We start from the raw sequence: 25,101 nt of genomic DNA, 5'->3' as shown, positions 1-25,101 counted from the left end.
TCACGAGAGCGCCACGGGCAAAACGGTTCATGTCATGTCTCACAAATGCGATTTGGCAGCGGCCCGTTGCAGGAGGTAGATGAAGACGGGCACGCCGATAATTGACGTGATGAGGCCTGCGGGAAGTTGAATGGGAGCAAAGGCCGCGCGTCCGATCAGGTCTGCGACCGCGACCAGAACCGCGCCGCATAAGCCGGTCAGCAGCATGTGGATGCCAATGCCGCTGCGGGCGATGCGCCGGGCCGCGTGCGGGGCGATCAGCCCGACAAAGCCCAACGGCCCCACAATGGCCGTGGCGGCCGCGGCAAAGCCAACGGCCACGCAAATCAGCCCATAGCGCGCCCACCTGACCGAGGCGCCCAGGCCGATCGCAGTGTCTTCGCCCATGCGCAGGACCGACATGATGCGGCTTAGCGCCAGGACCAGCGGCAACAGGACGAGGCACCAGGCCGAAAGCACATGCACATCGGTCCAGGTGGCCGCATTGACCGAGCCCGCCAGCCACGACAGGGCCGACATGGCACGGTCGAGATCGCCATAGGTGAGCATGGCAGAAGTGATCGAGGAGATGAGCGCCGAAACCCCGATGCCCAGCAAAATGAACCGGATGGTATTGTTGCCGCGCTTTTGAAAGCTCAGTGCCTGGACCAGAATGGCAACACCGAGCGCACCGCCAAAGGCAATGACCGGGCGCCAGCCAAAACTCAGTTGCGGGAACACCACGATGGCCGAGACAACGGCAAGCGCCGCGCCCTGGCTGATACCGATAAGTGAAGGGTCGGCCAGCCCGTTGCGCGTGACATTCTGCATCGCACCGCCCGACAACGCCATCATGGCCCCCGCCAGCGCCGCGACCAGCGCGCGCGGCATGCGGAATTGCCACACCACATTGTCGATCGCGCCCGAGACGGTCGTACCCGACAAGGTCGTCAAAAGCGTCTCGAGGTCGATGTCGTAGCTGCCAAGCGTCAGGCTGACGGCCCATATCCCGACAAGCAGAACGGCCAAAACGGTGATGGCCACAAGGCCACGCTTGGGAAGGCGCAGGGCGATACGCTCGTGCGCTGCCCGAAGGACGATATGACGTTGCGGTGCCGCGGCGGTCATCTGGCCCTCATGCGCACGAGCTGGATGAACACCGGCGCGCCAATCATCGCCGTGATGATGCCCGTCGAGATCTCGCGCGGTGGTATGGCAATGCGCGCGACGATATCGACACCCAGAAGATAAGCGGCACCGATCACCGCCGAATACGGCACGATCCAGCGATAATCCGATCCCACGAAAAGGCGGGCGATGTGGGGAATGACCAACCCCACAAAGCCCATGGGACCGGCAAGAGCGACCGAGCAGGCAGTGAGAACCACGACCACGCCAAGCAATTGCAGCTTGAGCGGGCCGGTGCGCACGCCGAGCCCCTTGGCAACATCGTCTCCCATCGCCAAAGCTGTCACTTGCCGGGCGAGGGCAATTCCGGCAATCAGCGCAACGGCGATCCACGGACCCGTCACATAGAGCATCGAGATATCGCGCCCGGCCAGCGAGCCCGAGAGCCAGACGCGCAGATTGTCGAACGATTCCTCATTGAGCAGATGGGCAATCGAAATGATTGCGCCCAGAAAAGCCGAAATCGCGGCGCCGGAGAGAGTTAGTGTCAGCGGTGTCGGTCCACCGGGCGCCCAATGGGCAATGAAATAGACGACCAGCGCCGTCACAAGCGCTCCGAGCGCTGCGATCCAGGGCAACCAGTGGAGCGATGCCGGCCCGAAAAAGAACGACAGCATGACCACGGCAAACGATGCCCCGGCCATCAACCCCAAAAGCCCCGGGTCGGCCAGGGGATTGCGGGTGACGCCCTGCATGAGAGCTCCCGCGACCGAGAGTGCGGCCCCCACGGTCAAGGCGATCAGCGCGCGCGGCAGGCGCAGATCCCAGATGATCATATGATCGAAGACGGTGGAGTCGCGGTTGACGATGGCTTCGAGAACGGTCCCGAGAGGCAGGTGCTTGGCGCCCACCGCGATGTGCAGTCCGAAAAGCAGGACAGTTACACCGATAAGTGCCGGCAGGCCCGACGCGGTAAGGGCGATGCGCCGCGAGCCCGGCTCATGCGCGACCGCGCTCATGCGACGCGAACCGCCGCCTTGCGGCATGCATGGGTACCCAACGGCACGCAAACCAGATGGCCCGTTGCCCCATCGCGCACCACATGAGCGTCCAGGTCGAAAACATCCTTGAGACGCTCGGCGGTAAAAATGGCCTCCGGCGTCCCCTCGCAGGCGATCTTGCCGTCTTTCATCATCACCAGATGATCGGCATAGGCCGCAGCGAGGCTGAGTTCATGGAGGACCACGACCAGGGTACGGCCACCGCCATGGGCCAGATCGGCCAGCAATTCCATGAGATCCACCTGAACCTTGAGATCAAGAAAGGTGGTCGGCTCATCGAGCAGCAAGAGATCGGTTTCCTGTGCAAGCACCATCGCGATCCAGCAGCGCTGACGCTGTCCACCCGAAAGCGAGTCCACCGGCCGATCGGCAAATTCGGTGACCGAAGCCGTTGCCATCGCCCTTTCGACTGCATCCTCATCCTGCCGCGTCCATTGCCGCAACAATCCCTGATGGGGGAAGCGCCCCTGACCGACCAGTTCCCGAACCGTCAGCCCCTCGGGCGCGATGGGGCCCTGGGGAAGAATACCCATGGCCCGCGCCACCTCGCGGCTTTTCCCGGCATGGATCGATTTGCCGTCGAGCAGCACCTGACCGGCATCGGGCGTCAGGATCCGTGCCATGGTCTTGAGCAGTGTCGATTTTCCCGAACCGTTCGGCCCGACCAGCACCGTCATCTGCCCATTGGCCACGGCCAGCGAAACGTCCGAAAGAATCTGCGTCCCATCATAGCCGGCAGCAATGGATTGAGTCGTAAGACGCGCGGGACTTTTCCTGGCGTCGGAATGATCATTGCTGGGCATTGCGCCCTCTCGTCTTCTGGTGCCTTGAACTGGGGCGGTGCAACGGGAGCCGACGCCGCGTCCGCACCGCTCCCGGCGCCCCAAGGCGACAATTATCTGGAGGGCAGTCATAAGTGCCCAACATGACAATTGCAATCATATTTTAAAATGGAGTTGCCCGCGTCGACCCGGGGGGTCGGCGCCGAGTGCATGTCCCTTTACGCCTTCGACAAGGACACGGACGGCTGCGCCGACAGCCGACACCCCTCCGCACCCCGGGTCTTGCGCTTCCCGCGAACGACCGTTTACCGCGCCGGAATTTTTCTGTCCCTCAGGCTTCGTTTCTGGGCGGCGATCCTGAACTGGGCGTTAGGGGCACCATAGCCGCCATAGCCGTTGCGCCGCTCGACGATCTCGAAAAAGAACCCGTCACCGTAGAGCGAGGAATAAAGTTGGAAATACTCTCCCTGCCCGTCGCGGTCATAGAGGATATTGCTGGTCCTCAGGATATCGACAAAATCATCGTCGAGCCCGAACCGGGCCTGCAGGTCGGCAAAGTAATTTGGAGATATTTCAAGGAACGCGAAGCCGGTGGCCTTGAGCGCCTCGGCGGTCTTGAATATGTCGGAAGACGCAAAGGCGATGTGCTGGACGGACGAGCCGAAGCTTTCCGAGATGAAATGGCCGGCCAGGGTGGAGCGCTGGTCGGCGCCGTTGAGCGTGAACCGGATGGTACCCTTCTCGTTCTCGATCACTTGAGACCGCACCAGACCGGCGGGGTCGACAACGTCGAGCATCGGGGTTTTTCGCGTGTCGAAGAGGGTCGTGTAGAACAGGAGCCAGGTTAGCAATTCCTCATAGTTCATGGTCTGGCCCACATGATCGATATGGGTGATGCCCATATCGGATATGGCCTGCGCGGCGACCGGGGTGAATTCCGTCTCCCAGACCTTGGCCAGTTCGGTCTTGTCATCGACAAAATGCATCAGCCCGCCGCCAACCCCGCGAATGGCCGGAATCTTGAGTTCGCCCGGACCGACCGGCTGTTCGAAAGGCTCTGTTCCCAACGCCCTGGCGCGTTCCACGGTTGCCCGCGCGTCCTCGACCTTGAGCCCGATGTCGCACACGCTGGTGCCGTGCATGAGATAGGCCGAGTGCGCAAAGCCCTCGCGCTCGGTATTGACCACGATATTGACGCCGCCGGTGCGGTAGAGATCGACATGCTTGGCGATGTGGCGTCCCGCATGGGCAAAGCCCATTGAAGCCAGCAGCATCCTGAGATCTTCAGCTTCCGCCTCGTTGGCAGCAAATTCGATGAACTCGACACCCTCGACAGCGATCGGGGCCGGCATCGGGACGAGGTCGGCACTGATCTGTGGCTCGGCGCGCCGCACCGCATCCATCAGGGCAACCAGCGAGCGATGTCCGTCGGCGGCGATGGTGCCGGGCGAACCCCCACGAAACTGGTCGTTGAATATCTCCAGCGACCACATACCGTCATAGCCTGTGGCAGCGACGGCCGCAGCGAACCCTGTGACATCGAGATCGCCTTGTCCGGGCATAGTGCGGAAGTGACGGCTCCAATAGAGAAGATCCATGTCGATCAGCGGGGCGTCGGCCAATTGGACAAAGAAAATCTTGTCGCCCGGTATCGAGCGGATGGTCTGGGGATCGATCTTGCGCGCGATGGTATGGAAGCTGTCCACGATCAGCCCGACATTGGCATGATCGGCGCGCCGCACGATCTCCCAGGCATCGCGATGGTCGTTGACATGGCGCCCCCAGGCCAGGGCCTCATACCCGATGCGCAGGCCGCGTCTTTTCGCGCGCTCGCCCAACTCACGAAGATCGGCGGCTGCTCTGTCGATGCCGCCGAGCGCAGCCGGCGATACGTTGGAACACACAAGCACCAGATCGGTGCCCAGCTCTTCCATGACGTCGAACTTGCGCTCGGCCCGATCAAAGGCGCGCTGGCGCTCGGGCTCCGGTAGCCCCTCGAAATCCCTGAACGGCTGAAACAGCGAAATTTCGAGCCCATGGTCCCGCACCATGCGCCCCACTTCGCGCGGCCCGCCGTCAAATGCCAGAAAATCGTTTTCGAAAATCTCGATCCCGTCAAACCCGGCCCCGGCAATCGCCGCGAGCTTTTCTCGGAGATCGCCACTGATCGATACCGTAGCAATCGAGGTCTTCATGCCGCTTCTCCGTCCTGTGGACATCCGGGCAAGCAAGATGCTGCCCACGCTGCCTCAGCTCCGAAGTTTACGCATCATGATTGACTAACACAAATATCAATTTATAACGAAGACATAACATAGTGTTATTTTTAGATCATGTTGACACTCCGCCAGATCGAGATCGTGCGGGCAATCGCTGTGTCGGGGTCGGTGGCAGGTGCAGCCAAGCTGCTCAATGTCGCCCAACCTGGCATCAGCCGGGCCATGAAACACATCGAGGCCACGCTCGGCCTTAAGCTTTTCGTTCGGCGCGCAGGGCGATACACCCCCGCGCCCGAAGCCACCGGCGTATTTCGTCAGATCAACGAAATCCACCGTAAGGTGGACGATCTGGGATATGTCCTGTCCAAGCTCAGCTCGGGCGAGGACGTGGAACTGCGTCTGGGCTCGGTCCCATCGATAGCCAACGCGATGGTGCCCAACGCGGTCGCCGAAATGCGGCGGGCGATGCCCGATCTCGCGCTCAATATCGAACTCCTCAAGATCGAGGAGGCCATCGACTATCTCTTGCTCCAGCGCGGAGAAATGGTCCTGATGAGCTACAGGCTCGCACATCCGGCGCTGACATTTACCCTTTTGGCCCACGGAAGCCTCAAATTCGTCGTGCCGCCCGATCACCCCTGCGCCAACCACAAAGGCATAAGCATCGAAGAGATCGCCGATTATTCGCTGATCGGCATCGACCCCAATGATCCCTATGGGCGGATCATGGCCGAACTGTTCGAACGGGCAAATCTCGAGGTGCGCGTTCCCATCAAGGCAAGGTTCGGCTCTACGGTGATTTCATTGGTCGAGCGCCGAGTGGGCGTGGCCGTGCTCGATTCCTTTTCCATCGCGGGAATCGGATCGGACCGCCTGCGCGCCATCCCCATAGAGGCCGAAACCCGGTTTCCCGTCTACTACGCGACGCGAAACGACTGGACCCTTTCCAGTTCCGCCGAAAAATTCCTGCACTATCTCAGGACCACCATGAAGGAACATTGCTGACCATTGCTGATGTCAGGCACGGCCATACCCCGCTTTTTACGCAGCGCTGCACGGCAACTCGCGCAAAATGGCGTCATTATCACTGTCGCGGCGGCACGCGGCAAGCCGAGGATGGTCGTCAGCGAGTTCGGGAGATCAGAAATCGATCCAGTGGATCGATTTCCTCGAAGAACGGCACCGAGTTCACCTCCAATGCCATCCTGGGCTTTGCAGACCGACACAAGATCGACTGGCATTACATCGCAGCGGGAAAGCCGATGCAGAATGCGTTCATTGAATCGTTCAATGGCAGGCTCAGGGACGAGATGCTCAACGAGACACTGTTCCCGAGCCTCTCCTACGCCCGCATTGCCCTTCGAGAATGGCGGGCTGACTACAACGCCAATCGTCCACACTCGCGGCTGGGCTGGCTCACCCCAACCGAATACACCACCACCGTTACACCACGACGGGACCTGGCTGCGCTCAATGGCCAGCTCCACGCCAGCCCCCGTCTTCCACTAGGCTCGGCAGGGCCAAAACAACCCCCGGAGTCTACGTCACGCTGGATAAAAGTTGGGGCAACGTCACTGAACTTTCGCAAGTCGACGACAAACTCAAGACTACCTATTTGGTAACAGCTGTCGTCGTATTTCCCTGGTGCGGGAGGACGCGTGACATGGCAAGGATCGCGAACACCGCAAAGGTCGCGAGTGAAAGACCGACAAGAAGGTAGAGCAGATTTGATATACCCAGCAGCGTTCCAAAAACCAAGGGCGCTACCGCGCTGGCCAGGTTGAGAGGGCCGGAAACCTGGCCCGCATACCGGCCATAGTCCTGCCGACCCACCAGACAGAGCAGATATGTTGGGCGCAACACGGTAATGATACCGGAAGCGATGCCAAAAGCGATGGTCGAGACCAGCGCGATGATGGCCCGCAGATCGATTGCTGCGAAAGAAGCGATAAGGAGCGGCACAATCGAAACCGGCAAGAGCACAAAAGCGCCAACTGCCATCTTCATGACGGACACCCAGCGCGAGAGCGCCATGTAGATCAAGCGTCCCAATATGTACGACAAACCAAGGAATGACGCCGCGATCAAGGCATGCCCGCTATTGAGTCCCATCTCGACATACAGGCCGATCATCATCACGCCCGTTGCGGCGGTATAAAAACCCGCACAGACGTTGGCCAGCTTGAACCAAAACAACGCTTGAGCAACGTCCTGCCCCAGCTCGATTGGTGGAGCCCGAGTCTTTGAGCTTGCCGTGGTTTCGCTGCGTTTTGCCTTTGCGCGTTGCGCCAAAGCCAAGTGAATCGCAAAGGGCAAAGTCAACATGAGCAATGCGTAGATCAGGCACGCGAACCGCCAACCAAACTCGCCGATCAGCAAACTCGACAGCGGCCAGAACACCGATGAGCTCAGCCCGGTCGCCAGCGTCAGCGTGGCAATACTGCGATCAGTGTTGGGTTCGTCGGACTGTACGATTGCGCTGTAGGAACCGGTAGCCAGCGCAGCGTTCATGCCCGCGCCGAAGACGCCCCAGCCAACAAGATACTGGATCGCGTTCTGCGAGGTCGCAATTACCAGCAGGGCCAGCATGAACAAGACCGATCCCGCAGCGAGAACCGGAAGTCCGCCATACCTGTCACAAAGGCGCCCGGTATAGCCAGCGGAGACAGCACCGATCCCGTAAAACAGGGAAGCCCCGGCATAAGCAACGCCGATCGGAATTTCCAGGTCGGTCGATACCGGCAGGGCCAGCACGCCCAAAAAGGACAGGCTAACCCCCCAGCTTATGATCTGGGTGACCATCAGCTTCGGCGTTATGGATTGGCGTACAGACCGCAACAATTTCTCGCCTCACAAGGTCATAATAATTGCGCTGCATCACGACGTAACGTATAAATTCAACTTATATCGAGAACTTTGGGGCCGTTAATGCGATGAATTTTCGCCAGTTGGAGATATTCCGAGCCATTGTATTGAGTGGGTCGGCCTCGCGAGCTTCTGAGCTTTTGGATATCTCCCAACCTGCGGTGAGCCGCTCGCTTGCAGAGCTCGAAGGATCACTGGGATTTTTGCTGTTTGACAGAGTGCGCGGTCGTCTTGTCACCACACCGGAAGGCGAGTTGTTCTTCAAGGAGGTGATTGAAAGTTTTACGGTGTTCGATCGACTGCGGTCCTCTGCTGAACGCATTCGCGACTTTGGCTCCGGCGTCATTAAGATTGCCAGTCTGGCGGCCATGGGGTCTACGGTCGTGCCGCGCGGCATTGGGCTGTTCAACAAGACGAATCCCGAAATTGCCGTCACCTTGCAGGTGCTGTCATCCCATGCGGTTTTTGACCTGGTCTCGAGCAGCCAGTACGATATCGGGCTCGTAGCTGGCGAAGTTGACCTGACTGGCATCAACCACCAGGTCTTCGGCAGCTTTCGCGCCGTCTGCGCCATCCACCCCAACAACCCCCTTGCGGCGAAAAACGTGGTGACGGTCGAGGATTTGCACAAGCAGCCTTTGATCGCGCTCGCGCCGGGCGATAGCGTTCGAAATATGCTGACAGAAGCGCTCGCCAAGCACGGCGTCCAACCCTCGATCGTGGTGGAAACGCCCAACTCGGCAACAGTCTGTGCCTTGACGCTCGAAGGCTTGGGTATTGGCATTGTCAATCCGATGGCCACCGATGGCTTTCCCGAGCGGGGGCTGGTACTCAAGCCATTCGCTCCCGACATACAGTTCCGCAGCTATCTGATCTTTCGGCCCGACGCGCAAAAATCGAAAATCGTCAAGTCTATGGTCGATGCGCTGTTGCGTGCGCGCAGCATGCCTCCGACCAATCTGAAACCGGAACTCGGTGAGCAAAAGAAGTAACCGCGCCCAGTAGGAGGCGCGGCGGTAAAGATCAGTCGATGAGCGAAATGTTCCACAAGGGCGTTCGGATCGGCGTGTCCAGCACCCCTTCAATCCGGTCTTCGCGATAGATTGACCGGTTGCTGACCGCACCCAGCGGAATGAAGGGCAATGCTTGGGCCCAGCGTTCTTGCAGTGCTTGGGCTGCAAGGGCACGTTCGTCCTCGTCTTCGACATCGGCCCAGCTCGTCCGCATTTGCTCGATTTCAGGGTCACACGCCCAGCCGAACCAGCCATCGTCGCACATCATTCGTGCGTTGAAGTGAAAAGCGGGGTCGCTCTGGCTTGTCGTATACCCAGTGGTATAGAACATGGTCCATCCGCCGTCAGCCGGCAGCTCGCGGCTGGCGCGCCGCGTTGTCAGGGCGCCCCAGTCCATGATGGCGCTTTCCACGTTCAGCGTATCGAGTTGCTCGAGCTGATAAGCAAAGACCTGGCTGGCGTTGAAGTTTTGCGGCCGATCTGTGGCCATCAGGATTGTGATGGGTTCCCCATCATAACCGGCTAGATCGAGCAGTTCTTGTGCCCGATCGAGATCGGGTTCGGCCGCAAGACCGTCAAGCCCAGCCGGCTTGGCATATTGGGAACCGCAAATGTAGAAGGATCCGCAGGTTTCAAACAAATCTTCGTTCCCCAGCGCGCCGAGAAGCACGTCGTGGGGATTGATCAAATGCAGCATCGCCTGCCGGCCATCGACTGTATCGAAGGGTGGCACCGTGTGGTTGATGACCATCATGTGGCTTTGCCCACGGCTGGACGATCCGGCCTCGGCAACATTCTCGATCTCGCGACCCCGTGCGAGCTCCTCACCCTCGACGGACTCGATGAACACAACTTCGCCGGTCTCCAGCGCGGACAGCGCCGTCTGGGAATCTGGAATATTGTGCCAGACGACTTCATCGACATACACATTGCGCCCGCCGGCAAACCCGTTTGCAGGCTCGCTGCGCGGCGTGTAGTCCTCGTTCTTGCGGTACATCACCCGAGCGCCGGGGGACCAGTTCGCACTCTCGAAAATGAAGGGGCCAGACCCTACACTCGTTGTCACATTCTCATCGAGCGCGATATCGAGATCCTCGGCTCGCATCACAAACAGCGGCGCAAAGGTCGACCCGATTGCATGCAGGAACAACGGATAGGGCCGCTCCAGGCGAATGGCGAATGTCGTGTCGTCGATGGCTTCATAGCCTTCGGGATCGATTGGGCTCGACTGGCCTGTCGCGGCCAGCGCGTTCCAGCGCTTTGCCGAGGCAATCACGTCTTCGGAGGTGACCGGCGACCCATCCGTGAACAAGAGCCCCTCGCGCAGCGTAAAGGTGTACTCCAGTCCATCGTCGCTGATTGACCATTCATCGACCATCTGGGGCTGAGGCACGTTGTCGGGGTCGACATTGAGCAGTGTGTCGTAGATCATCTGGGCATGATACGCCGAATTGCCGGTTCCTTTGTAGGGATCGAGAATCCTGAGGTCACCATAGGAGATGACGTCGAGCGTACCCTGCGCTAGAGCCGGAGCTGCAAATATTGTGCTTGAAAGCAAGGCGGTGATCGCGATCATCCATGCTTGCGAACCGAATGGCACCCCTGAAGCCAGTCCAGTGTTGTTCATTTTTCCCTCCTTTGGGCCCAGCCGAGAAGATCAGCCGGTTGTCTGCGTGTTGACGACACCAACAGTCGCGGTCGCCTCACTTACAAGGGAAAGTTTCCGGCACAGGGAAGCGTAAAAGCAATGTAGTCGAGATTATCGGTCTGTAAGTCTGAGTAATGGCCAGCGGTCCGCGCTGCCCGTCATCTCAGTCCTATAAGGCGCGATTATAGACCATTCCGCTGAGCGCCATGGCCTTGAATACACGCTGGGCCTATTGTCGGTATTCGGTCGGGTTGCAAACGCGGACGCATGTCCTCCTGCTGCTAGGCCGCTTACACAGACGGTGGCACGGAGAGGGGTTTTCATGCTGCGCTATCTCATCACGCGGACGGCTTCGTCTGCGATCGTGATCATGGTTGTCGCGGTAATCGTGTTCATTCTTGCTTTGATCAGCGGCGGCGATCCCGCCACGATCTATGCGGGCGAAGATGCCTCGCCTGAACGCCTCGATGCCATTCGCGAACGTATGGGTCTCAACCAGCCGACCCATGTGCAATTCCTGGTCTGGTTCTGGCACATACTCCAGGGCGATTTCGGAACGTCGCTGTTCACCGATCTGCCAGTGCTCACACTGGTGGCGCAACGGGTCGAACCCACGGTCGTGCTCTCGCTGGGCACCATTATTTTCTCAGTCGCGGTCGCCATTCCAATTGGTACGGCCGCCGCGCTCAATCCCGGCAAGAAGCTCGACAAGGCGCTCTCCGCCTTCACAAATCTTGCCTTCGCCCTGCCGGGCTTCATTGCGGCATATATCCTGATCTACATTTTTGCAGTTCAGCTGCGGTGGTTGCCGGTGCAGGGGTATTCCCCGCTTTCAGAAGGGCTGGGCAGCACCATTCGCTCGGTCATTCTGCCGTGCGCCACCCTCTCCCTGATTTACGTGGGCCTGATCGCGCGCACCACCCGAGCTTCCATGCTCGCTGTCTTGCAGGAAGACTATATCCGCTCGGCGCGCGCTCGCGGCGCTTCGACATTCCGCGTTGTGGTATCTCATGCCATGCGCAATGCCACCAACTCGATCACAACGGTTATCGGTCTGGGCATAGCCTCGCTGCTCTCGGGCGTCACGATCACCGAGACAGTCTTTGCAATTCCCGGCCTTGGCCGGTTGACCGTCGACGCGGTGCTCAACAGAGATTTTCCGATCGTTCAGGGGCTAATCCTGCTGTTTGCAGCGGTCAAGATTACCATCAACCTGATGATCGACCTTTCCTACAGGCTAGTTGATCCGAGGATCGAAGTATGACGCTCATTCTCCGGCAATACACACCCCTCCCTCGGCGCCCTTTTGTGGTTGACCAGTTCACTATTGGCATTGGCATTCTCGGCGCAATTGCCCTCATGGCGATCGTCGGCCCGTTCGTGACGGGCGATCCCAACGGTATCGCCCCGGCCAACCGGCTACTTCCTCCATCGTTCATGCATCCGTTCGGAACCGACGGATTGGGCCGCGACCTGCTGGCCCGTGTCGCGAGCGGGGCACAAATCTCCCTCTTGGTTGGGCTTTGCGTGGCAGGCGCGGCTACGGCTCTGGGTGTAGGGCTCGGTTTGGTAGCTGGTTATTTCCGGCGTCTGGACCTCATCATCATGAGGGTGATGGACGGAATGCTAGCAATCCCCGAGTTGTTGCTGGCCGTGGCGCTGGCCGGGATTGCCCAGGGCTCGTTCGGCATGGTGGTGTTTGCGCTTACGGTCCCACAGATTCCCAGGATTGTGCGCGTGGCGCGCTCGGAAGTCCTGTCCCTGCGCAACCGGCTCTATGTGGATGCCGCCGTCATTTCGGGAAGCAGCAAGCTCAAGATACTCGTTCGACACATCCTGCCCAACCTGATCGCACCCCTTTCGGTGCAGGTCACCTATGTGTGCGCTTACGCGATCCTGGGAGAAGCGGGGCTGAGCTTTATCGGCGCGGGCATGCCGGCCGATACGCCAAGCTGGGGTGTAATCGTTTCCGAAAACCGCAGTTATTTCCAACAGGCGCCATGGACGATCTTCGTCGCCGGCGCCTTTCTTACCCTCACCGTTCTGGCGATCAGTTCGATCGGCGAGGCGCTGCGCAAGAAGAATGGAGGCTAGTCGTGAACGCGATGTATCCCCTCAATCCCCCGGGCGAAAGTGCCCCGATCCTCGATGTCAGACACCTCTCCATTGCCATCGGCGGCGGCCAGTCCCGTTTCGATGCGGTCAATGACCTGACCTTTTCCGTCCGTCCCGGCAAGACTCTGGCCATCGTGGGAGAATCGGGCTGCGGCAAGTCGCTGACGGCTCTGTCTCTGATGCGCCTCTTGCCGGACAATGTCTCCATCTCCGGCGGAGAAATCTCCATTGGCGACCAGGATCTGGTCAAGCTCAGCGGCCGCGGGATGGAAAAACTGCGTGGCTCGGCGATATCGATGATCTTTCAGGACCCGATGACCTCGCTCAATCCGCTGGTCAGGATTGGTCGACAGATATCGGAAGCTATCCGCATTCATCGCGGCATCAGTGCCAGTCAGGCGCGCGAGCGGGCGCTGGAACTGCTTGAACTGGTTGGCGTCTCGGACGCCCCGAGGCGGCTGGACCAGTTTCCCCACGAATTGTCAGGCGGGATGCGTCAGCGAGTCATGATTGCCTCTGCAATGGCGGGCGAGCCCAAAGTGATTGTGGCCGATGAACCCACCACCGCGCTGGATGTGACGGTGCAGTCTCAGATTCTCGCGCTGCTCAAGAATCTGCAGCGTCAAACGAGCATGGCCCTTGTGCTGATCACTCATGATTTTGGCGTCGTTGCCCAGATGGCCGACGAAGTGGCAGTGATGTATGCTGGCCGCATCGTTGAATATGGCAATGCGATCGAGGTCTTCAACGACCCCCTCCATCCCTATACGCGCGGGCTGCTGTCGTGTTCCAGGCAAGGCCTGTGCAAGTCCGAACGTGTCAAGGCCGGGATGGGGCTCGAACAGATTCCTGGCACGGTCATTCCACTCATTGCGCGCGGGAAGGGATGCAATTTCGCCGACCGCTGCAGCCATGCGACCGATATCTGCCGCTCCCACGATCCCCATCAATCCTGTTCGCCCACCGACCACAGGATGGTCGAATGCTGGCATGTCCATGACGCATCCGGAACGCCGGGCAAGGTGGCGCACCAATGAACGAGTCTTTGATCCTGCAAGCGCGCAATGTTCAAAAGGACTACAAGGTCCGCACCCGATCGGGCTGGGGCAAGGTGAATTTCAGTGCCATAAGTGACATCAACCTGGAAGTCGCTGCCGGCGAGACCGTTTGCATCGTGGGCGAATCCGGGTGCGGCAAGTCGACATTGGCGCGCGTGCTCGCCAATCTTTCGCCTGCCTCCCAAGGCAAGGTGCTCTTCCATGGCCAGAGTATTGACGCCCTGAGCGGGGTGGACCGCAAGGCCATGCGCAAGAGCGTGCAGTTCATCTTCCAGGACCCTTACGCATCGCTCAATCCGCGCTTGACGCTCGGCCAAATCATTGCCGAACCCCTCGAAAATTTCACCCATATGTCCAGGACCGAGCAGAAAGAGAGAGTGGCGCTGACGCTGGAGCGTGTTGGGCTCAACGCGGCCGATGCCAACCGGCGGCCAAAGGAACTCTCGGGCGGACAGCGCCAGCGGGTCGGCATCGCACGAGCAATCATCGCTGACCCCGAGGTGATCATCGCAGACGAGGCCGTCTCCGCCCTGGATGTTTCGGTCAAGTCCCAGATTCTTAATCTGCTTTCCGATCTCCAGCGCGAGCGCGGCATGGCCTATGTGTTCATCACTCATGACGTGAGCGTCGTGCGATCGATCGCTGACAGATTGGTGGTGATGTATCTGGGCAGGGTCATGGAGACCGGGTCCGCCGAGGAGATTCTGGCACGGCCTCGGCATCCCTACACACGAATGCTGCTCTCGGCGGTGCCGGTCCCCGACCCCAGCCGGCCCATGGCGATGGAGGTGTCCCACGACGAGATACCCAGCGCGCTCAATCCGCCCCAAGGCTGTGTATTCCGAACCCGTTGCCGCCTGGCGGACGAAGCCTGCAAGACCCGCCCCCCCATAACAATCGATGCGCAAGGCGTTGCGACGAGCTGTCACCACCTTGATCGCGTCTCCGAGCACGTCCCCGCTCACCAATTGCAAGCCCCCAAACACGTGGTGCCGGTGGCATCCAATAACCTGAAGTAATCGATCTATAGAGCCCGGTGCCTTGCCGCCAAAGTCACAGGCTCGATATGAGACTAACAATCGTCTGTTAGGCGCGATGACGGTGCAGTTCATCTCCGCAGAACCCCAGACAATCAACCGGGCAGATAAAGTACTCCGGTCACCACGAGGAGCCTCCATGATGGAAGATATGTCGCGTTGCGTCATCAAGCCCGAAGTCTCGCACAAGGGATTTGCCAGCTTGGCAATACCGACCTATCGCGCCTCAACCATTGTCTTTTCCGACATGGAAGAATACGCGGAGCGTGGAAAGCGCGGCTTGGACGGGTATTCCTACGGCCTGCACGGCACCCCGACCACCAAAACGCTGGAAGCGCAGATTTCGAGCCTGCACCGGGGTGAAGCCACCGTTCTGCTCCCCTCAGGGCAATGTGCAATCGCTGTGATCATGCTGGCCACGTTGATGCCGGGCCAGAAAGTGCTCATTCCCGACAGCGCCTATCCCCCGGTTACCGGCCTGTGCAGGAATTTTCTCACCCCGCGTGGCATCGATTCTATCGTCTACGATCCCACTATGGGGGAACAGATCGGCTCCCTAATCGATGCCGATACCAAGCTGGTTTGGCTCGAGTCGCCTGGCTCCACGACAATGGAAGTGCAGGATTTTAGCGCGATCGCCCGGGTTGCCCATGAAAAAGGCGCGTTGGTGGGTTGCGACAACACCTGGGCGACGCCGCTCCTGTTCAAGCCGCTCGATCACGGTGCCGACTTTGCCATGGAGGCCCTGACGAAATACATTAGCGGCCATTCGGATCTGCTCATGGGATCGGTCACAGTCAAGGACCAGTATCTGCGCAAGAACATGCGCGACATCATGCGCATGCTCGGAATTGGGGTGTCGCCCGACGAGGCGTCTCTGGTTCTGCGCGGCATGGAAACCCTGGCGGTCCGTCTCAAGCATTCCGGACAGGTTGCGCACCGCTTCGCAGAAGCGCTCGATGGCATATTCCCAAAAGGCTGCGTGCTGCACCCAGCCCTGCCGTCCTGCCCGGGGCATGAACACTACAAGCGCGATTTCGCCGGAGCGAGTGGCGTATTCAGCATCATTGTCCCTGCCCAATACGAGGCGAATGTGGACCGCGCGCTCACTGACCTGAAGTTCTTCGCCATCGGCGCTTCCTGGGGTGGAACGCGCAGTCTGGTCGCGCCCATGTCGATTAAGGATAACCGCGTTCGCGAAAATGCCCATCCCGGCACCATCCTGCGCCTTTCGATCGGGCTGGAGGAGCCGTCGGAACTCTGGTCCGACATCGAATGCATGGTCACGCGCCTAGGCTTGGGCCAGCGCGCCGCAATCGTCGCGTAATCGGAGAACGGATATGGATGTCATCAACACGCCCGATGCGCCCCAGGCCGTCGGTCCGTATTCTCAAGCCCGGATTCTCAACGGCCTGGTGTTCGTTTCCGGTCAACTTCCCATCAATCCGGAAACCGGCACCATCGATACGACCGATCCGGTCGGCCAATTGCGCATGTGCCTTGCCAACATTGAAGCCATAGCCCGCGCAGCGGGAACGGACCTTTCGCGCGTGGTCAAGACAACGGTCCTGGTCACCGATCTGTCGGTTTTTGCCGATCTCAATGCAGCCTATGGCGAGCACTTTACCCCGCCCTTTCCGGCACGGGCTACCTACCAGGTCAGCGCGTTACCCCTAGGGGCTCAGGTCGAGATCGAAGCGATGATAGCGCTGTGAACCAGACCATTTCGGATAGATGAGCATCGCGTATTGAGGCCCAAGAGGGTTCCGGCCCGCGACCAAGTACGTGCGTGCACTCTCTTAAATCGCGCGACATTCGATCCCAGCGGGAAAGGCCCGCGGTGAAACCACGGGGCTTTCGTTTTGCCCGATCAGCCGGGCAGCGAGCGGCAGACTGCATCGAGCGCGTCGACGAAGCGATCGAGTTCGGAAAACCGGGTGTAGATATGGGGAGAGACGCGCAAGCCTTCGATCTCGCCGACCTTGCGGTATTTGAGGTGAATTGCATGTTCGGAGCGCAGGGCTTCTTCGATCGCCCGCGCGTCCCGGCCCTCGATGGCGAACAGACCGACGGCGCCCGCCCTGCCGCCGGTCGTCTGGGAAAAGAGGAGAAAGCCTGGGATCCTCCTGGCACGCGCGACCCAATAGTCCGTCAGTTCCGAAAGGCGGCGGCGCATCAGATGCGGGCCGATCATGTCATATTGCTCGATGGCGACTGGGATCGCGGCCTGGAGCGCGGAATTATATGTGCCCAGATTCCAGTGGTCGAACTTGCCGATGGCATAGGGCGTTGTCTCGAACGGGGCGAGATGGGACCAGGTTTCGGCGATCAGATCGGCCCGCATGACCACCATACCATTGCCGACCGGCGCGCCGAGCCATTTGTGGAGGCTGGTCACGAAATAGTCGCAGGCCATCGCGCGAAAACTGACCGGCATCTGCGCAAACGATTGTGCGCCGTCGACCACCGTCAATATGCCCCTGGCCCGCGCTATCGCGCAAAGCCGTTCAACGGGCAGGCGCTTTCCGTTCCAGTGCACCATGTGCGTGAGATGCATGACCCGTGTCCGGGGCGTGATGGCCGCCTCGTATGCGGCGACGATCGTATCGTCGTCGGCCATCAGATCGAAGGTGCATTCGACGGTGACGATACCGTCGCGCCGGGCGCGCTGCCGCCAGCCCCCAATCGCTGCCGGATAATCCCAGGGCGCGATCAACACCTCGTCGCCCATGCGCAATGGGATGCCGAAAATGACCAGCGAAAGCCCTTCGGTGGCATTACGATTGAGGGCGATTTCGTCGGGCGCGGCATCGATCAGCCGCGCCAGCGCTGCCTTGGTGTCCGGCAGCTTGAGATCGAGGCCGGACCACATCGCATAGTCGGGGTTCCTGGCGATCGCATCGATCGCCTCGCGTACCGCCGCCTGCACGGCCAGCGTGGGCGGACTGACGGCGGCATTGTTGAGATTGAGCAGGGGGTACTGGGTCACATAGCGTGCGCGGACCTCTTCCCAGTCGATGTCTTGGGGCGCTCGGTCGGCAGCCGTCATTGAGGCGTCACCGTCACATAGATCTTGCGCACCGTTTCGATGGTCCGCCAGACGCCTGTGAAACCGGGCTTCATCAGGAAGCTGTCACCGGCTGTGTAGCGCCGCATCGCGCCGCCATCCTCGGTGATTTCGACAACACCGGACAGGATGTGGCAAAACTCGAAAGTCGTGCCCTTTATCGAGCGGTTAGCGCCGGGCGTGGCTTCCCAGATTCCGGACTTGACCAGGCCGCCATGGGCTTCGTCGAGCGCCCATGTGGACAGGACCGGATCGCCCTCCAGACGCCGCTCCTGCGCAACGCTGCCGATTTTTGCTGGGCCGAGCGTTGCCGGTTCGATCGGGACGAGGTTGCTCATGAGGTGTCTCCTGCCGGTGGAATGCGATGGCATGATCGTAGACCGCCCCCGCCGCAAGGAAATGCCGCAAGGGCCATGGGCAAAGCATATTCTGCGCAATCGGCAGGATATGTCGGTCCCCGACGCCGAAAATCAGCCTCCGCTGACACCGTCGTCATGTTCGATGGCGTGGGCGATCATGTCGCCGACCACGTGGCGGATATGATGGTCGTCGGCTTCGTAATGGATATGGCGGGCATGACGCGTGCCGCGTACCAAGCGCGCCCCGCGCAACAGACGCAGATGATGGCTGACCAGCGACTGGGAGGCATCAATGTGGCGGGCAATATCGCCCACCGCCATGGGGTTGTCGAGACAGGCGAGCAGAATCTTGAGCCGCGTGGGGTCGCCGAGCAGTTTGAAGGTCTCAGCGACGATCGCAATCTCTGCCTCAGTGGGTTTGCGGCGAACGCTCAAAAAGACCTCCAGCGATAGCGCCTCGAAAGGCATCAAGGCGCGGCAAGACGCGACCCTAAAGCATTTCCCCGCCTGCAGGAAACGGTGAAATGCCTCAAGGACCGGTCTCAATGAGCATGAGCATGGGCACTGGGCATGGTCTGTGCGGGATCGGCGAGCGAGCACGCTTCGGGCTGGCCGCCCCAGTTGATTTCGACGGTGGCGTGGCGAATGGAGTAGCGCCGGGCCAGGGTCTTTTTCACCCGTTCGGTGACCGTCTGGTGATCGGCCCCGTCCTTGAGCGTGACTTCCATGGTGGCCGCCGGCTTACCCGAGGTGATCGACCAGACATGGAGATGGGAAACATCGGCGATGTCGCTGACCTCGCCTAGGACGGTCTTTCTCAACTCGGCGATCTCGATATTGCTCGGCGTGCCCTCCATGAGGATATGGATGACGTTGCCAAGCAGGAACCACGCGGCCCGCAGGATGATCGCCGAGAGCAGCACCGACAGGATCGGATCGATCGGCGTCCAGCCGGTGAAGTAGATGATGATTGCGGCGGCGATTGCAGCGACCGACCCCAGCAAATCGCCCATCACGTGCAGCATCGCCCCGCGAATGTTGACGTGTTCGCGATCACCCTGCATCAGCATGAAGAAGACGCCGATATTGACCAACAGCCCGAGTATGGCAACGATCAACATCGGGCCGGCAAGAATGGGATGGGGCTCGAACAGGCGCTGGATCGCTTCATAGGTGATCCAGGCGACCAGCGCGAAGAGGGTGACGGCGTTGACGAAACCGGCCAGAACCTCAAAGCGCACATAGCCGAAGGTCCGGCGGGAATCCGACAGCTTGCGCCCGAACCGGAACGCGGCCCAGGCCAGCCCGAGCGCTGCGGCGTCGGTCAGCATGTGCCCGGCATCGGCGATCAGCGCCAGCGATCCCGAAAGGATACCGCCGATGAACTCGGCGATCATGAAGCTGGCGGTCAAGACCAGCCCGACCAATACCACGCGCTCATTGTTGCTGCTGACCTCTGGCGCATGACTGTGATGCCCACCGCCATGGCTGTGGGCATGGCCGTGATGCCCGTGACCATGGTCATGGTCATGGTCATGGTCATGGCCGTGATCGTGATCGTGATCGTGATCGTGATCGTGATCGTGATCTTTCAACTGCGCGCTCTTGTCGGAAACACTGGTCATTACGCTATCCCCATTCGTTCCTTCACCTCAATATATTAATACATGTTCATTTGTAAAGTTATTATACAGTTGGTGCCGCAAACCGATCAGGGCGATAGGGATCGAGTTCACTCGCAGCTATGCCCTCCAATACCTCGCGTTTCACCAGTTCGCCGATCCAGAGACTCTGCGTCACCCCACTATGCATGACGGCGGAATAGAAATTGTCGGCCCCGCCCTGGAAGCCGACCACGGGCCGGCGATCGCGGGGAATGGGGCGTAGGCCGATACGTGCTGCCTCAAGTTCCACTCCCCTTGTGCCCGGATAAAACCGCGCGAGCCGGTCTGCAAGCGGCTGCGCGGCGGACAGATCGTAGCGATAGGCTCTTGCCGTCCCTTCGATATCGGCACCGGTTGCATCCTCTAGCGCCGCTGCGGCAGAATCAGTCCCGAAATCGTGCAGGCAGATGCGCCCCGCCCCATCGGGCCGCATATTGAGATTGGCCGAGTGGATCACCCTGTTGAGGGTAACGGCGGCCGGAGCCGTATAAATCTGGACGCCGACTTCATTCTTCATCGGAATATCGGCGCCCGCCAGTCTTGCGATCTGGCTCGCCGCCGGCCCGGCGCAATTGACGACCATATCCACGTCCAGGCGCTCGCCGTTCGAGAGCAACACCTGCGAAAGTGCATCGCCCGACCGGGCGAACCCCGTCACCGCCACGCCGGCAAGCACGGTGCCGCCTGCCTTGCGCAAGTCGGCCAGAAGCCGCGCGATCAGCAAGGCGCCGCTGATCCAACCTTCCTCAGGAAAATAGCTTATGGTCGCCCCGTCCAGCGCTTCGCGGGCAAGATCGGGTTCTAGCGCCAGCGTTTCGTCGGCATCGAGCCATTTGGCGCGATAGTTGAACTGGGACATCTCCTCGAAGATTTCCCGCTGGCGCTCGGTTTCGCGACCGCCAAAGGTAAAATGCAGATTGCCGCCGGTGTGATACCAGGGGGCGTGCCCGTGGCGGTCCGCATAGGCCCGATGCATCTTCATGCCGTTGATGTTCATCATGGCATAATGCGCCGGGGTCTTTTCCAGCGCGTTGAGCCAGGCAAAGGAGGCCGACGACGTGTCCCGCCCCAGCGGGTCGCGACTCACGACGGTGACGTCAGCGCCGGCGTCGGCAAGCGCCCCCGCCACGGCGGCGCCCATGATTCCAGCGCCAACGACGCAAATCGACTTGCCCATTTCAAACCCCTTTGACGAAATCGCGATGAGAAATCCTAGCGCGGCCGGCCGTCCGATTGCATTGGTCTGCGCCTGGGTTCGGGCGCTCCATGCGGATTGCCCGCAACACCGCAGCACAAGATTCCATACCCTTCAGTGCCGGGCCGCGCTCGTAGCCAGTCGAATCATGGCCAGCCAGGCAACAAGCGCCAGCACACTCAACGCGATCGCGAAGGCGAGCACAGCCGCGCCGCTCAGGGGCAGAAAGACCGCAAAAATCGTCGGCGAGAGCGCATTGGCAAGATCGAGGGGCCGTGCCATCCGGCCCAGATAGCGGCCATAATGGGACGACCCGAACAGATGCAGCGGTATGGTCGGCTGCAAAATACCCAACAGTCCGGCGGGCAAGCCATAAAGGATCGTGCTCCCGATCGCGACCCACACCGGGACAGCCACCCCGAGTACGGACAGCACGAGAAGCGGGGTCAGGCTCAAGGGCAGGGCAACGAAGACGCCGAGCGCGAGCTTGAGAGGATCGATCCGCCCGCCGAGCGCCACGTCGATCCCCCGGCTTGCGAGATAGACGAGGCCGAGCAGCGAGGCGGCGAAAACCGCATCGACGCGATCCACCCCAAGGGCGCCGAAGACGTCGATCAGCAAAAGCGCCATTGACGTGCCGACCGCGCCGGTCAACGTCATGGCCACGGCCAGCAGCCAAAACGCGTTGCCCTCGAGACCGGCCGGAACCACTCCGGCCCGATTCGGCGCGATTTCATGCGCCGCATCGGGCCGTACCGGCCGTGTCCGGCCCCGCCCCAGATGCGCCACCAGCATGTGCCCGCCGCCGCCGACCGCCACGACCAGAACGGCATAGACAAAGCAAACCTGCCGCCAGTCCAGAAACGAGACGAGCAGCGAGGAGACCGGCCAGAACACGGTGGAACTCATGCCGGTCGCCAGGGTCAGGATAGCGATGCCCCGTTCGGGCCGGCGCATGCCGAATCCTGCGATGGCGCTATAGGCCGAGGTTGCCAGCCCGAAATGCATCGCCATCCCGAAAGCGGCCCAGGCCAGATAATAGGTAAAGATGTCCTGGGCCCAGCCCAGCGCACACAGGGCCAGCCCGAAACCGACGCTGCCGGGCGCTAGGAGCTTTACGCCCCCGTACCGGTCGGCCAGCTGTCCCGCCAGCGGGGCGGCGGCGGCCCCCACGAGAAACATGATAGTGACCCCGCCATAGACATACCCGGCCGAAATGGACAGGTCCGCCCCGATGGGCACGGCCAGAACCCCGAGCAGGGAGAAACCGGTGCCCCAGCCCACCGTTTGGGTCACCATGAGCAGGGTCATGACCAGCACGTCGCGATGCTGCTGGCGTTCGAACATGGCTGGCCCTCGATTTACAAGCGACTGATCAGCATTTGACCGCAAGGGTAAAAAGGGGTCGTGCCAATTTCGATCGCGCATCGGCAGAACCTGCCGCAGCACACGCTTTAGCACGCTGAAAACGCTCCAAACCCGCGGCTTTGAGGGCCCCGCAGCCGCCCGCCGCCTCCGATTATTCCGACGTCAAATTTCGCATTAGAAAATTATGCATTTAAAAACAAAGCATTATGTTGAAACAATACACCCCACCGCTATTCAAGCCTTTCCCCGGCAGCATGACTTGCCGACTCTGGTCGACAAAACAGAATGTTCTGCAAATTCATGCGGTCACTAACGGGTACAGCTTCGGCGAGGAGTGCTAGCGTCGTACTCATCTGATGAGAACACCGGCCTCAGCCGCGGAAGGGACCTTCGCACATGACCGATTTCCGGCCCAAATACATCACCTTCGATTGCTACGGTACGCTGACGCGCTTCCGCATGAGCGACATGACCGACCAGGTGTTCGGTGACCGCGTCAAACCCGACGACATGCCGACCTTCAAGCGCGACTTCCAGTATTACCGGCTGGACGAGGTTCTGGGCGCATGGAAGCCCTATAGCGAAGTGCTCTCGAACGCCGTCGAGCGGACCTGCCGGCGCTGGGGCATCCAATTTCGGCCCGAGGACGGCAAGGTCTATTACAACGCAGTTCCCACCTGGGGCCCCTGGCCGGACGTCACCGAGGGCCTGGTCAAGATCGCCGACAAAATCCCCCTCGTCATTCTGTCGAACGCGTCCAACGATCAGATTCACGCCAATGTGGAAAAGCTCGGCGCTCCGTTCCACAAAGTATTCACGGCACAGGACGCGCAAGCCTACAAGCCCCGCCTGCGGGCCTTCGAATACATGCTCGATCAGCTCGGCGCCGATCCATCCGAGATCCTGCACGTCTCATCCAGCAATCGCTACGACATCATGTCGGTCCACGACCTGCGCTTCGGTGGAAGGTGTTTCGTGGCACGCGGCCACGAGCCATTTAATTCCTACTACGCGACAGTGCAGATCAAGGACATTTCCGAACTGCCGGGCGTCGTCGGCCTCTGAATAATGCTCAAAATTTGACCACCTGATATGCCTAATTTCTAATATCTGAACAGCCTGGATTGTTGACAATACGAATTTACGATCCTAGCATCGTCGTGCAGTGAGAGTTTGCGTCATGAACGCTATGACCGATACCGGACCACTCGGACTGAACGCCCAGATCGCGGCGGGCACGCGCTACGAATCCTATTGGACAGCCACTGCTCCGCGCTATCGCGCCGCCGTTGCTGCGCCTTTGGGCGATCGGGTCGACGTCGCTGTGATCGGTGGCGGATTCACCGGGCTTTCGGCGGCTCTCGCTCTGGCACGCAGCGGCGCAAACGTGGTGGTTCTCGAGGCGGGAATGATCGGCGGCGGGGCGTCGGGTCGCAATGGCGGCCAGTGCAACAACGGCACCGCTACCGATTTCGCCTCCCTCGTAGCCGGCATCGGGATGGAGCGGGCCAGCGCCTATTATCGGGCCTTCGATAGCGCCGTGGATACCGTCGAACGCATCGTTTCCGAAGAAGCTATAGCCTGCGACTTCCATCGCACCGGCAAGATCAAGCTCGCCGCCAAGCCCGAGCACTACGAAAAGCTTATGAGGTCCCACGATGCCCTGCAGTTGGGCACCGACACCGACATACGCCTTGTGCCGCGCGCCGACCTCGCCGCCGAGGTCGGAACCGCCGGCTATTATGGCGGGCTGGTTTTTGCCAGAAGCGCGGGAATGCACATGGGCAAGTTCCTCATGGGACTGGCCGAGGCCGCGACACGCCATGGGGCCTCCATCCATCAGGATACGAGCGTAACCGCCATCAAGCGCCTGTCCGGCGCACGGCACCGGATCACGACGAGCCGAGGCAGCCTGACGGCAGACGCCGTGCTGGTCGCCACCGGTGCCTCCATGACCGGTCCCTTCGGACGCTTTCGCCGCCGCATCGTTCCGGTCGGCAGTTTCATCGTGGTCACGCGCGCCCTGCCCCGCGCCACTCTTGATACCATCATGCCGACCCGGCGCATGGTGACCGACAGCCGCAATATCGGCTCGTATTTCCGCGTCACTCCCGACGATCGCTTGCTGTTCGGCGGACGGGCCCGGTTTGCGATGTCGAACCCGCTGTCGGACGCCAAGAGCGGCCGCATTCTCCGGCGCCGCATGGCTGAGGTCTTTCCCCAGCTTGCAGGCACCGAGATCGACTATTGCTGGGGCGGGATCGTGGACATGACGGCCGACAGGCTGCCCCGCGCCGGCGAGCATGCCGGACTGTTCTATTCGATGGGCTATAGCGGGCACGGCACGCAGATGGCCACGCATATGGGGCAGGTTATGGCCGGGGTCATCTCCGGCACCGGGAAAACCAGCATCTGGTGCGACATGGACTGGCCGGCCATACCCGGCCATTTCGGCCCACCCTGGTTTCTGCCGGTGGTGGGCGCCTATTTCAGATTGCAGGACATCCTGCACTAAAGTGAGATCGGAAAGGCGCGGGCCCTTC

The 25,101-nt window shown here is 60.6% G+C and carries 22 protein-coding genes and 1 pseudogene; 11 read left to right on the top strand and 12 right to left on the bottom strand.

Translation table 11 applies throughout. From position 1 onward, the window contains the following. Window positions 1–39: 39 nt before the first annotated feature. The 4 genes from ACP148_RS03230 to ACP148_RS03215 all read right to left on the bottom strand — a co-directional run bounded on the left by ACP148_RS03230 (window position 40) and on the right by ACP148_RS03215 (window position 5,145). Window positions 40–1,107, bottom strand: coding sequence for a FecCD family ABC transporter permease (locus ACP148_RS03230; protein WP_421951163.1), 1,068 nt, complete (start codon window positions 1,105–1,107; stop codon window positions 40–42). After that, window positions 1,104–2,126 carry a FecCD family ABC transporter permease gene (locus ACP148_RS03225; protein ID WP_421951162.1) on the bottom strand — a complete coding sequence of 341 codons (1,023 nt, stop codon included), beginning with the start codon at window positions 2,124–2,126 and terminating at the stop codon, window positions 1,104–1,106. Before ACP148_RS03225 ends, ACP148_RS03230 begins: the two co-directional genes overlap by 4 nt. Then, window positions 2,123–2,971, bottom strand: a complete 849-nt coding sequence (locus ACP148_RS03220) for an ABC transporter ATP-binding protein (RefSeq protein ID WP_421951161.1) — start codon at window positions 2,969–2,971, stop codon at window positions 2,123–2,125. Before ACP148_RS03220 ends, ACP148_RS03225 begins: the two co-directional genes overlap by 4 nt. A 284-nt stretch (window positions 2,972–3,255) precedes the next feature. After that, window positions 3,256–5,145: a bifunctional sugar phosphate isomerase/epimerase/4-hydroxyphenylpyruvate dioxygenase family protein gene (locus tag ACP148_RS03215; RefSeq protein WP_421951160.1), complete on the bottom strand. Its 1,890-nt coding sequence runs from the start codon at window positions 5,143–5,145 to the stop codon at window positions 3,256–3,258. Between the two features lie 135 nt (window positions 5,146–5,280). On the opposite strand from ACP148_RS03215, the gene ACP148_RS03210 reads away from it, so the two are divergent. Together ACP148_RS03210 and ACP148_RS03205 are read left to right on the top strand one after the other, a co-directional pair. Continuing rightward, window positions 5,281–6,174 carry a LysR family transcriptional regulator gene (locus ACP148_RS03210; RefSeq protein ID WP_421951508.1) on the top strand — a complete coding sequence of 298 codons (894 nt, stop codon included), beginning with the start codon at window positions 5,281–5,283 and terminating at the stop codon, window positions 6,172–6,174. Window positions 6,175–6,332: 158 nt separating this feature from the next. After that, window positions 6,333–6,678: pseudogene (locus ACP148_RS03205) on the top strand (integrase core domain-containing protein); the annotation flags it as partial. Window positions 6,679–6,780: 102 nt separating this feature from the next. On the opposite strand, the gene ACP148_RS03200 reads toward ACP148_RS03205, so the two are convergent. Then, window positions 6,781–7,971, bottom strand: a complete 1,191-nt coding sequence (locus ACP148_RS03200; RefSeq protein ID WP_421951159.1) for an MFS transporter — start codon at window positions 7,969–7,971, stop codon at window positions 6,781–6,783. A 131-nt stretch (window positions 7,972–8,102) separates the two neighbouring features. On the opposite strand from ACP148_RS03200, the gene ACP148_RS03195 reads away from it, so the two are divergent. After that, window positions 8,103–9,026, top strand: coding sequence for a LysR substrate-binding domain-containing protein (locus ACP148_RS03195; protein ID WP_421951158.1), 924 nt, complete (start codon window positions 8,103–8,105; stop codon window positions 9,024–9,026). A 31-nt stretch (window positions 9,027–9,057) separates the two neighbouring features. Here ACP148_RS03195 and ACP148_RS03190 read toward each other — a convergent pair whose 3' ends face one another. Continuing rightward, window positions 9,058–10,674, bottom strand: coding sequence for an ABC transporter substrate-binding protein (locus ACP148_RS03190; protein WP_421951157.1), 1,617 nt, complete (start codon window positions 10,672–10,674; stop codon window positions 9,058–9,060). A 343-nt stretch (window positions 10,675–11,017) separates the two neighbouring features. On the opposite strand from ACP148_RS03190, the gene ACP148_RS03185 reads away from it, so the two are divergent. The 6 genes from ACP148_RS03185 (at window position 11,018) to ACP148_RS03160 (ending at window position 16,620) form a co-directional block, all read left to right on the top strand. Continuing rightward, the gene (locus tag ACP148_RS03185; RefSeq protein ID WP_421951156.1) at window positions 11,018–11,959 is read left to right on the top strand and encodes an ABC transporter permease; all 942 of its coding nucleotides are present in this window, start codon (window positions 11,018–11,020) and stop codon (window positions 11,957–11,959) included. Continuing rightward, the gene (locus ACP148_RS03180; RefSeq protein WP_421951155.1) at window positions 11,956–12,789 is read left to right on the top strand and encodes an ABC transporter permease; all 834 of its coding nucleotides are present in this window, start codon (window positions 11,956–11,958) and stop codon (window positions 12,787–12,789) included. The genes ACP148_RS03185 and ACP148_RS03180 overlap by 4 nt, the downstream gene beginning before the upstream one ends. An 11-nt stretch (window positions 12,790–12,800) precedes the next feature. Then, window positions 12,801–13,847 carry an ABC transporter ATP-binding protein gene (locus tag ACP148_RS03175; protein ID WP_421951507.1) on the top strand — a complete coding sequence of 349 codons (1,047 nt, stop codon included), beginning with the start codon at window positions 12,801–12,803 and terminating at the stop codon, window positions 13,845–13,847. Then, on the top strand, window positions 13,844–14,887 hold the full coding sequence (locus ACP148_RS03170) for an ABC transporter ATP-binding protein (protein WP_421951154.1): 1,044 nt from the start codon (window positions 13,844–13,846) through the stop codon (window positions 14,885–14,887). Before ACP148_RS03175 ends, ACP148_RS03170 begins: the two co-directional genes overlap by 4 nt. 160 nt (window positions 14,888–15,047) lie before the next feature. Then, a complete protein-coding gene (locus tag ACP148_RS03165; RefSeq protein ID WP_421951506.1) occupies window positions 15,048–16,232 on the top strand; it encodes a trans-sulfuration enzyme family protein in 1,185 nt (394 codons plus the stop codon). Window positions 16,233–16,245: 13 nt separating this feature from the next. Further along, window positions 16,246–16,620, top strand: coding sequence for a Rid family detoxifying hydrolase (locus ACP148_RS03160; RefSeq protein WP_421951153.1), 375 nt, complete (start codon window positions 16,246–16,248; stop codon window positions 16,618–16,620). A gap of 155 nt (window positions 16,621–16,775) precedes the next feature. Here ACP148_RS03160 and ACP148_RS03155 read toward each other — a convergent pair whose 3' ends face one another. From ACP148_RS03155 to ACP148_RS03130, 6 genes are all read right to left on the bottom strand, one after another. Continuing rightward, window positions 16,776–17,954, bottom strand: a complete 1,179-nt coding sequence (locus ACP148_RS03155) for an aminotransferase class V-fold PLP-dependent enzyme (RefSeq protein ID WP_421951152.1) — start codon at window positions 17,952–17,954, stop codon at window positions 16,776–16,778. Then, window positions 17,951–18,310, bottom strand: coding sequence for a cupin domain-containing protein (locus ACP148_RS03150; protein ID WP_421951151.1), 360 nt, complete (start codon window positions 18,308–18,310; stop codon window positions 17,951–17,953). The genes ACP148_RS03155 and ACP148_RS03150 overlap by 4 nt, the downstream gene beginning before the upstream one ends. A gap of 132 nt (window positions 18,311–18,442) precedes the next feature. Further along, window positions 18,443–18,766 (bottom strand): ArsR/SmtB family transcription factor, encoded by a 324-nt coding sequence (locus ACP148_RS03145; protein WP_421951150.1) that lies wholly within the window; start codon window positions 18,764–18,766, stop codon window positions 18,443–18,445. 107 nt (window positions 18,767–18,873) lie between these two features. After that, window positions 18,874–19,926, bottom strand: coding sequence for a cation diffusion facilitator family transporter (locus ACP148_RS03140; RefSeq protein ID WP_425033618.1), 1,053 nt, complete (start codon window positions 19,924–19,926; stop codon window positions 18,874–18,876). A gap of 91 nt (window positions 19,927–20,017) precedes the next feature. Beyond that, window positions 20,018–21,172 (bottom strand): NAD(P)/FAD-dependent oxidoreductase, encoded by a 1,155-nt coding sequence (locus ACP148_RS03135; RefSeq protein WP_421951147.1) that lies wholly within the window; start codon window positions 21,170–21,172, stop codon window positions 20,018–20,020. Window positions 21,173–21,304: 132 nt separating this feature from the next. Continuing rightward, window positions 21,305–22,537 (bottom strand): MFS transporter, encoded by a 1,233-nt coding sequence (locus tag ACP148_RS03130; RefSeq protein WP_421951146.1) that lies wholly within the window; start codon window positions 22,535–22,537, stop codon window positions 21,305–21,307. Between the two features lie 417 nt (window positions 22,538–22,954). Here ACP148_RS03130 and ACP148_RS03125 point away from each other — a divergent pair, with 417 nt between their 5' ends. Together ACP148_RS03125 and ACP148_RS03120 are read left to right on the top strand one after the other, a co-directional pair. After that, window positions 22,955–23,623 (top strand): haloacid dehalogenase type II, encoded by a 669-nt coding sequence (locus tag ACP148_RS03125; protein ID WP_421951145.1) that lies wholly within the window; start codon window positions 22,955–22,957, stop codon window positions 23,621–23,623. A 115-nt stretch (window positions 23,624–23,738) separates the two neighbouring features. Beyond that, window positions 23,739–25,073, top strand: a complete 1,335-nt coding sequence (locus ACP148_RS03120) for an NAD(P)/FAD-dependent oxidoreductase (protein ID WP_421951144.1) — start codon at window positions 23,739–23,741, stop codon at window positions 25,071–25,073. The last annotated feature ends 28 nt before the right edge of the window (window positions 25,074–25,101 follow it).

The sequence above is a fragment of the Pelagibacterium sp. genome, assembly GCF_965249125.1.
Taxonomy (GTDB): Bacteria; Pseudomonadota; Alphaproteobacteria; order Rhizobiales; family Devosiaceae; genus Pelagibacterium.
This window is presented reverse-complemented; position numbering and strand designations above follow the sequence as displayed.

Bases quoted from the DNA above. Each gene is read 5' to 3' on its own strand.
- ACP148_RS03230 (WP_421951163.1), bottom strand. From the start codon at position 1,107: ATGACCGCCGCGGCACCGCAACGTCATATCGTCCTTCGGGCAGCGCAC.
- ACP148_RS03225 (WP_421951162.1), bottom strand. From the start codon at position 2,126: ATGAGCGCGGTCGCGCATGAGCCGGGCTCGCGGCGCATCGCCCTTACC.
- ACP148_RS03220 (WP_421951161.1), bottom strand. From the start codon at position 2,971: ATGCCCAGCAATGATCATTCCGACGCCAGGAAAAGTCCCGCGCGTCTT.
- ACP148_RS03215 (WP_421951160.1), bottom strand. From the start codon at position 5,145: ATGAAGACCTCGATTGCTACGGTATCGATCAGTGGCGATCTCCGAGAA.
- ACP148_RS03200 (WP_421951159.1), bottom strand. From the start codon at position 7,971: ATGGTCACCCAGATCATAAGCTGGGGGGTTAGCCTGTCCTTTTTGGGC.
- ACP148_RS03195 (WP_421951158.1), top strand. From the start codon at position 8,103: ATGAATTTTCGCCAGTTGGAGATATTCCGAGCCATTGTATTGAGTGGG.
- ACP148_RS03190 (WP_421951157.1), bottom strand. From the start codon at position 10,674: ATGAACAACACTGGACTGGCTTCAGGGGTGCCATTCGGTTCGCAAGCA.
- ACP148_RS03185 (WP_421951156.1), top strand. From the start codon at position 11,018: ATGCTGCGCTATCTCATCACGCGGACGGCTTCGTCTGCGATCGTGATC.
- ACP148_RS03180 (WP_421951155.1), top strand. From the start codon at position 11,956: ATGACGCTCATTCTCCGGCAATACACACCCCTCCCTCGGCGCCCTTTT.
- ACP148_RS03175 (WP_421951507.1), top strand. From the start codon at position 12,801: ATGTATCCCCTCAATCCCCCGGGCGAAAGTGCCCCGATCCTCGATGTC.
- ACP148_RS03170 (WP_421951154.1), top strand. From the start codon at position 13,844: ATGAACGAGTCTTTGATCCTGCAAGCGCGCAATGTTCAAAAGGACTAC.
- ACP148_RS03165 (WP_421951506.1), top strand. From the start codon at position 15,048: ATGGAAGATATGTCGCGTTGCGTCATCAAGCCCGAAGTCTCGCACAAG.
- ACP148_RS03160 (WP_421951153.1), top strand. From the start codon at position 16,246: ATGGATGTCATCAACACGCCCGATGCGCCCCAGGCCGTCGGTCCGTAT.
- ACP148_RS03155 (WP_421951152.1), bottom strand. From the start codon at position 17,954: ATGACGGCTGCCGACCGAGCGCCCCAAGACATCGACTGGGAAGAGGTC.
- ACP148_RS03150 (WP_421951151.1), bottom strand. From the start codon at position 18,310: ATGAGCAACCTCGTCCCGATCGAACCGGCAACGCTCGGCCCAGCAAAA.
- ACP148_RS03135 (WP_421951147.1), bottom strand. From the start codon at position 21,172: ATGGGCAAGTCGATTTGCGTCGTTGGCGCTGGAATCATGGGCGCCGCC.
- ACP148_RS03130 (WP_421951146.1), bottom strand. From the start codon at position 22,537: ATGTTCGAACGCCAGCAGCATCGCGACGTGCTGGTCATGACCCTGCTC.
- ACP148_RS03125 (WP_421951145.1), top strand. From the start codon at position 22,955: ATGACCGATTTCCGGCCCAAATACATCACCTTCGATTGCTACGGTACG.
- ACP148_RS03120 (WP_421951144.1), top strand. From the start codon at position 23,739: ATGAACGCTATGACCGATACCGGACCACTCGGACTGAACGCCCAGATC.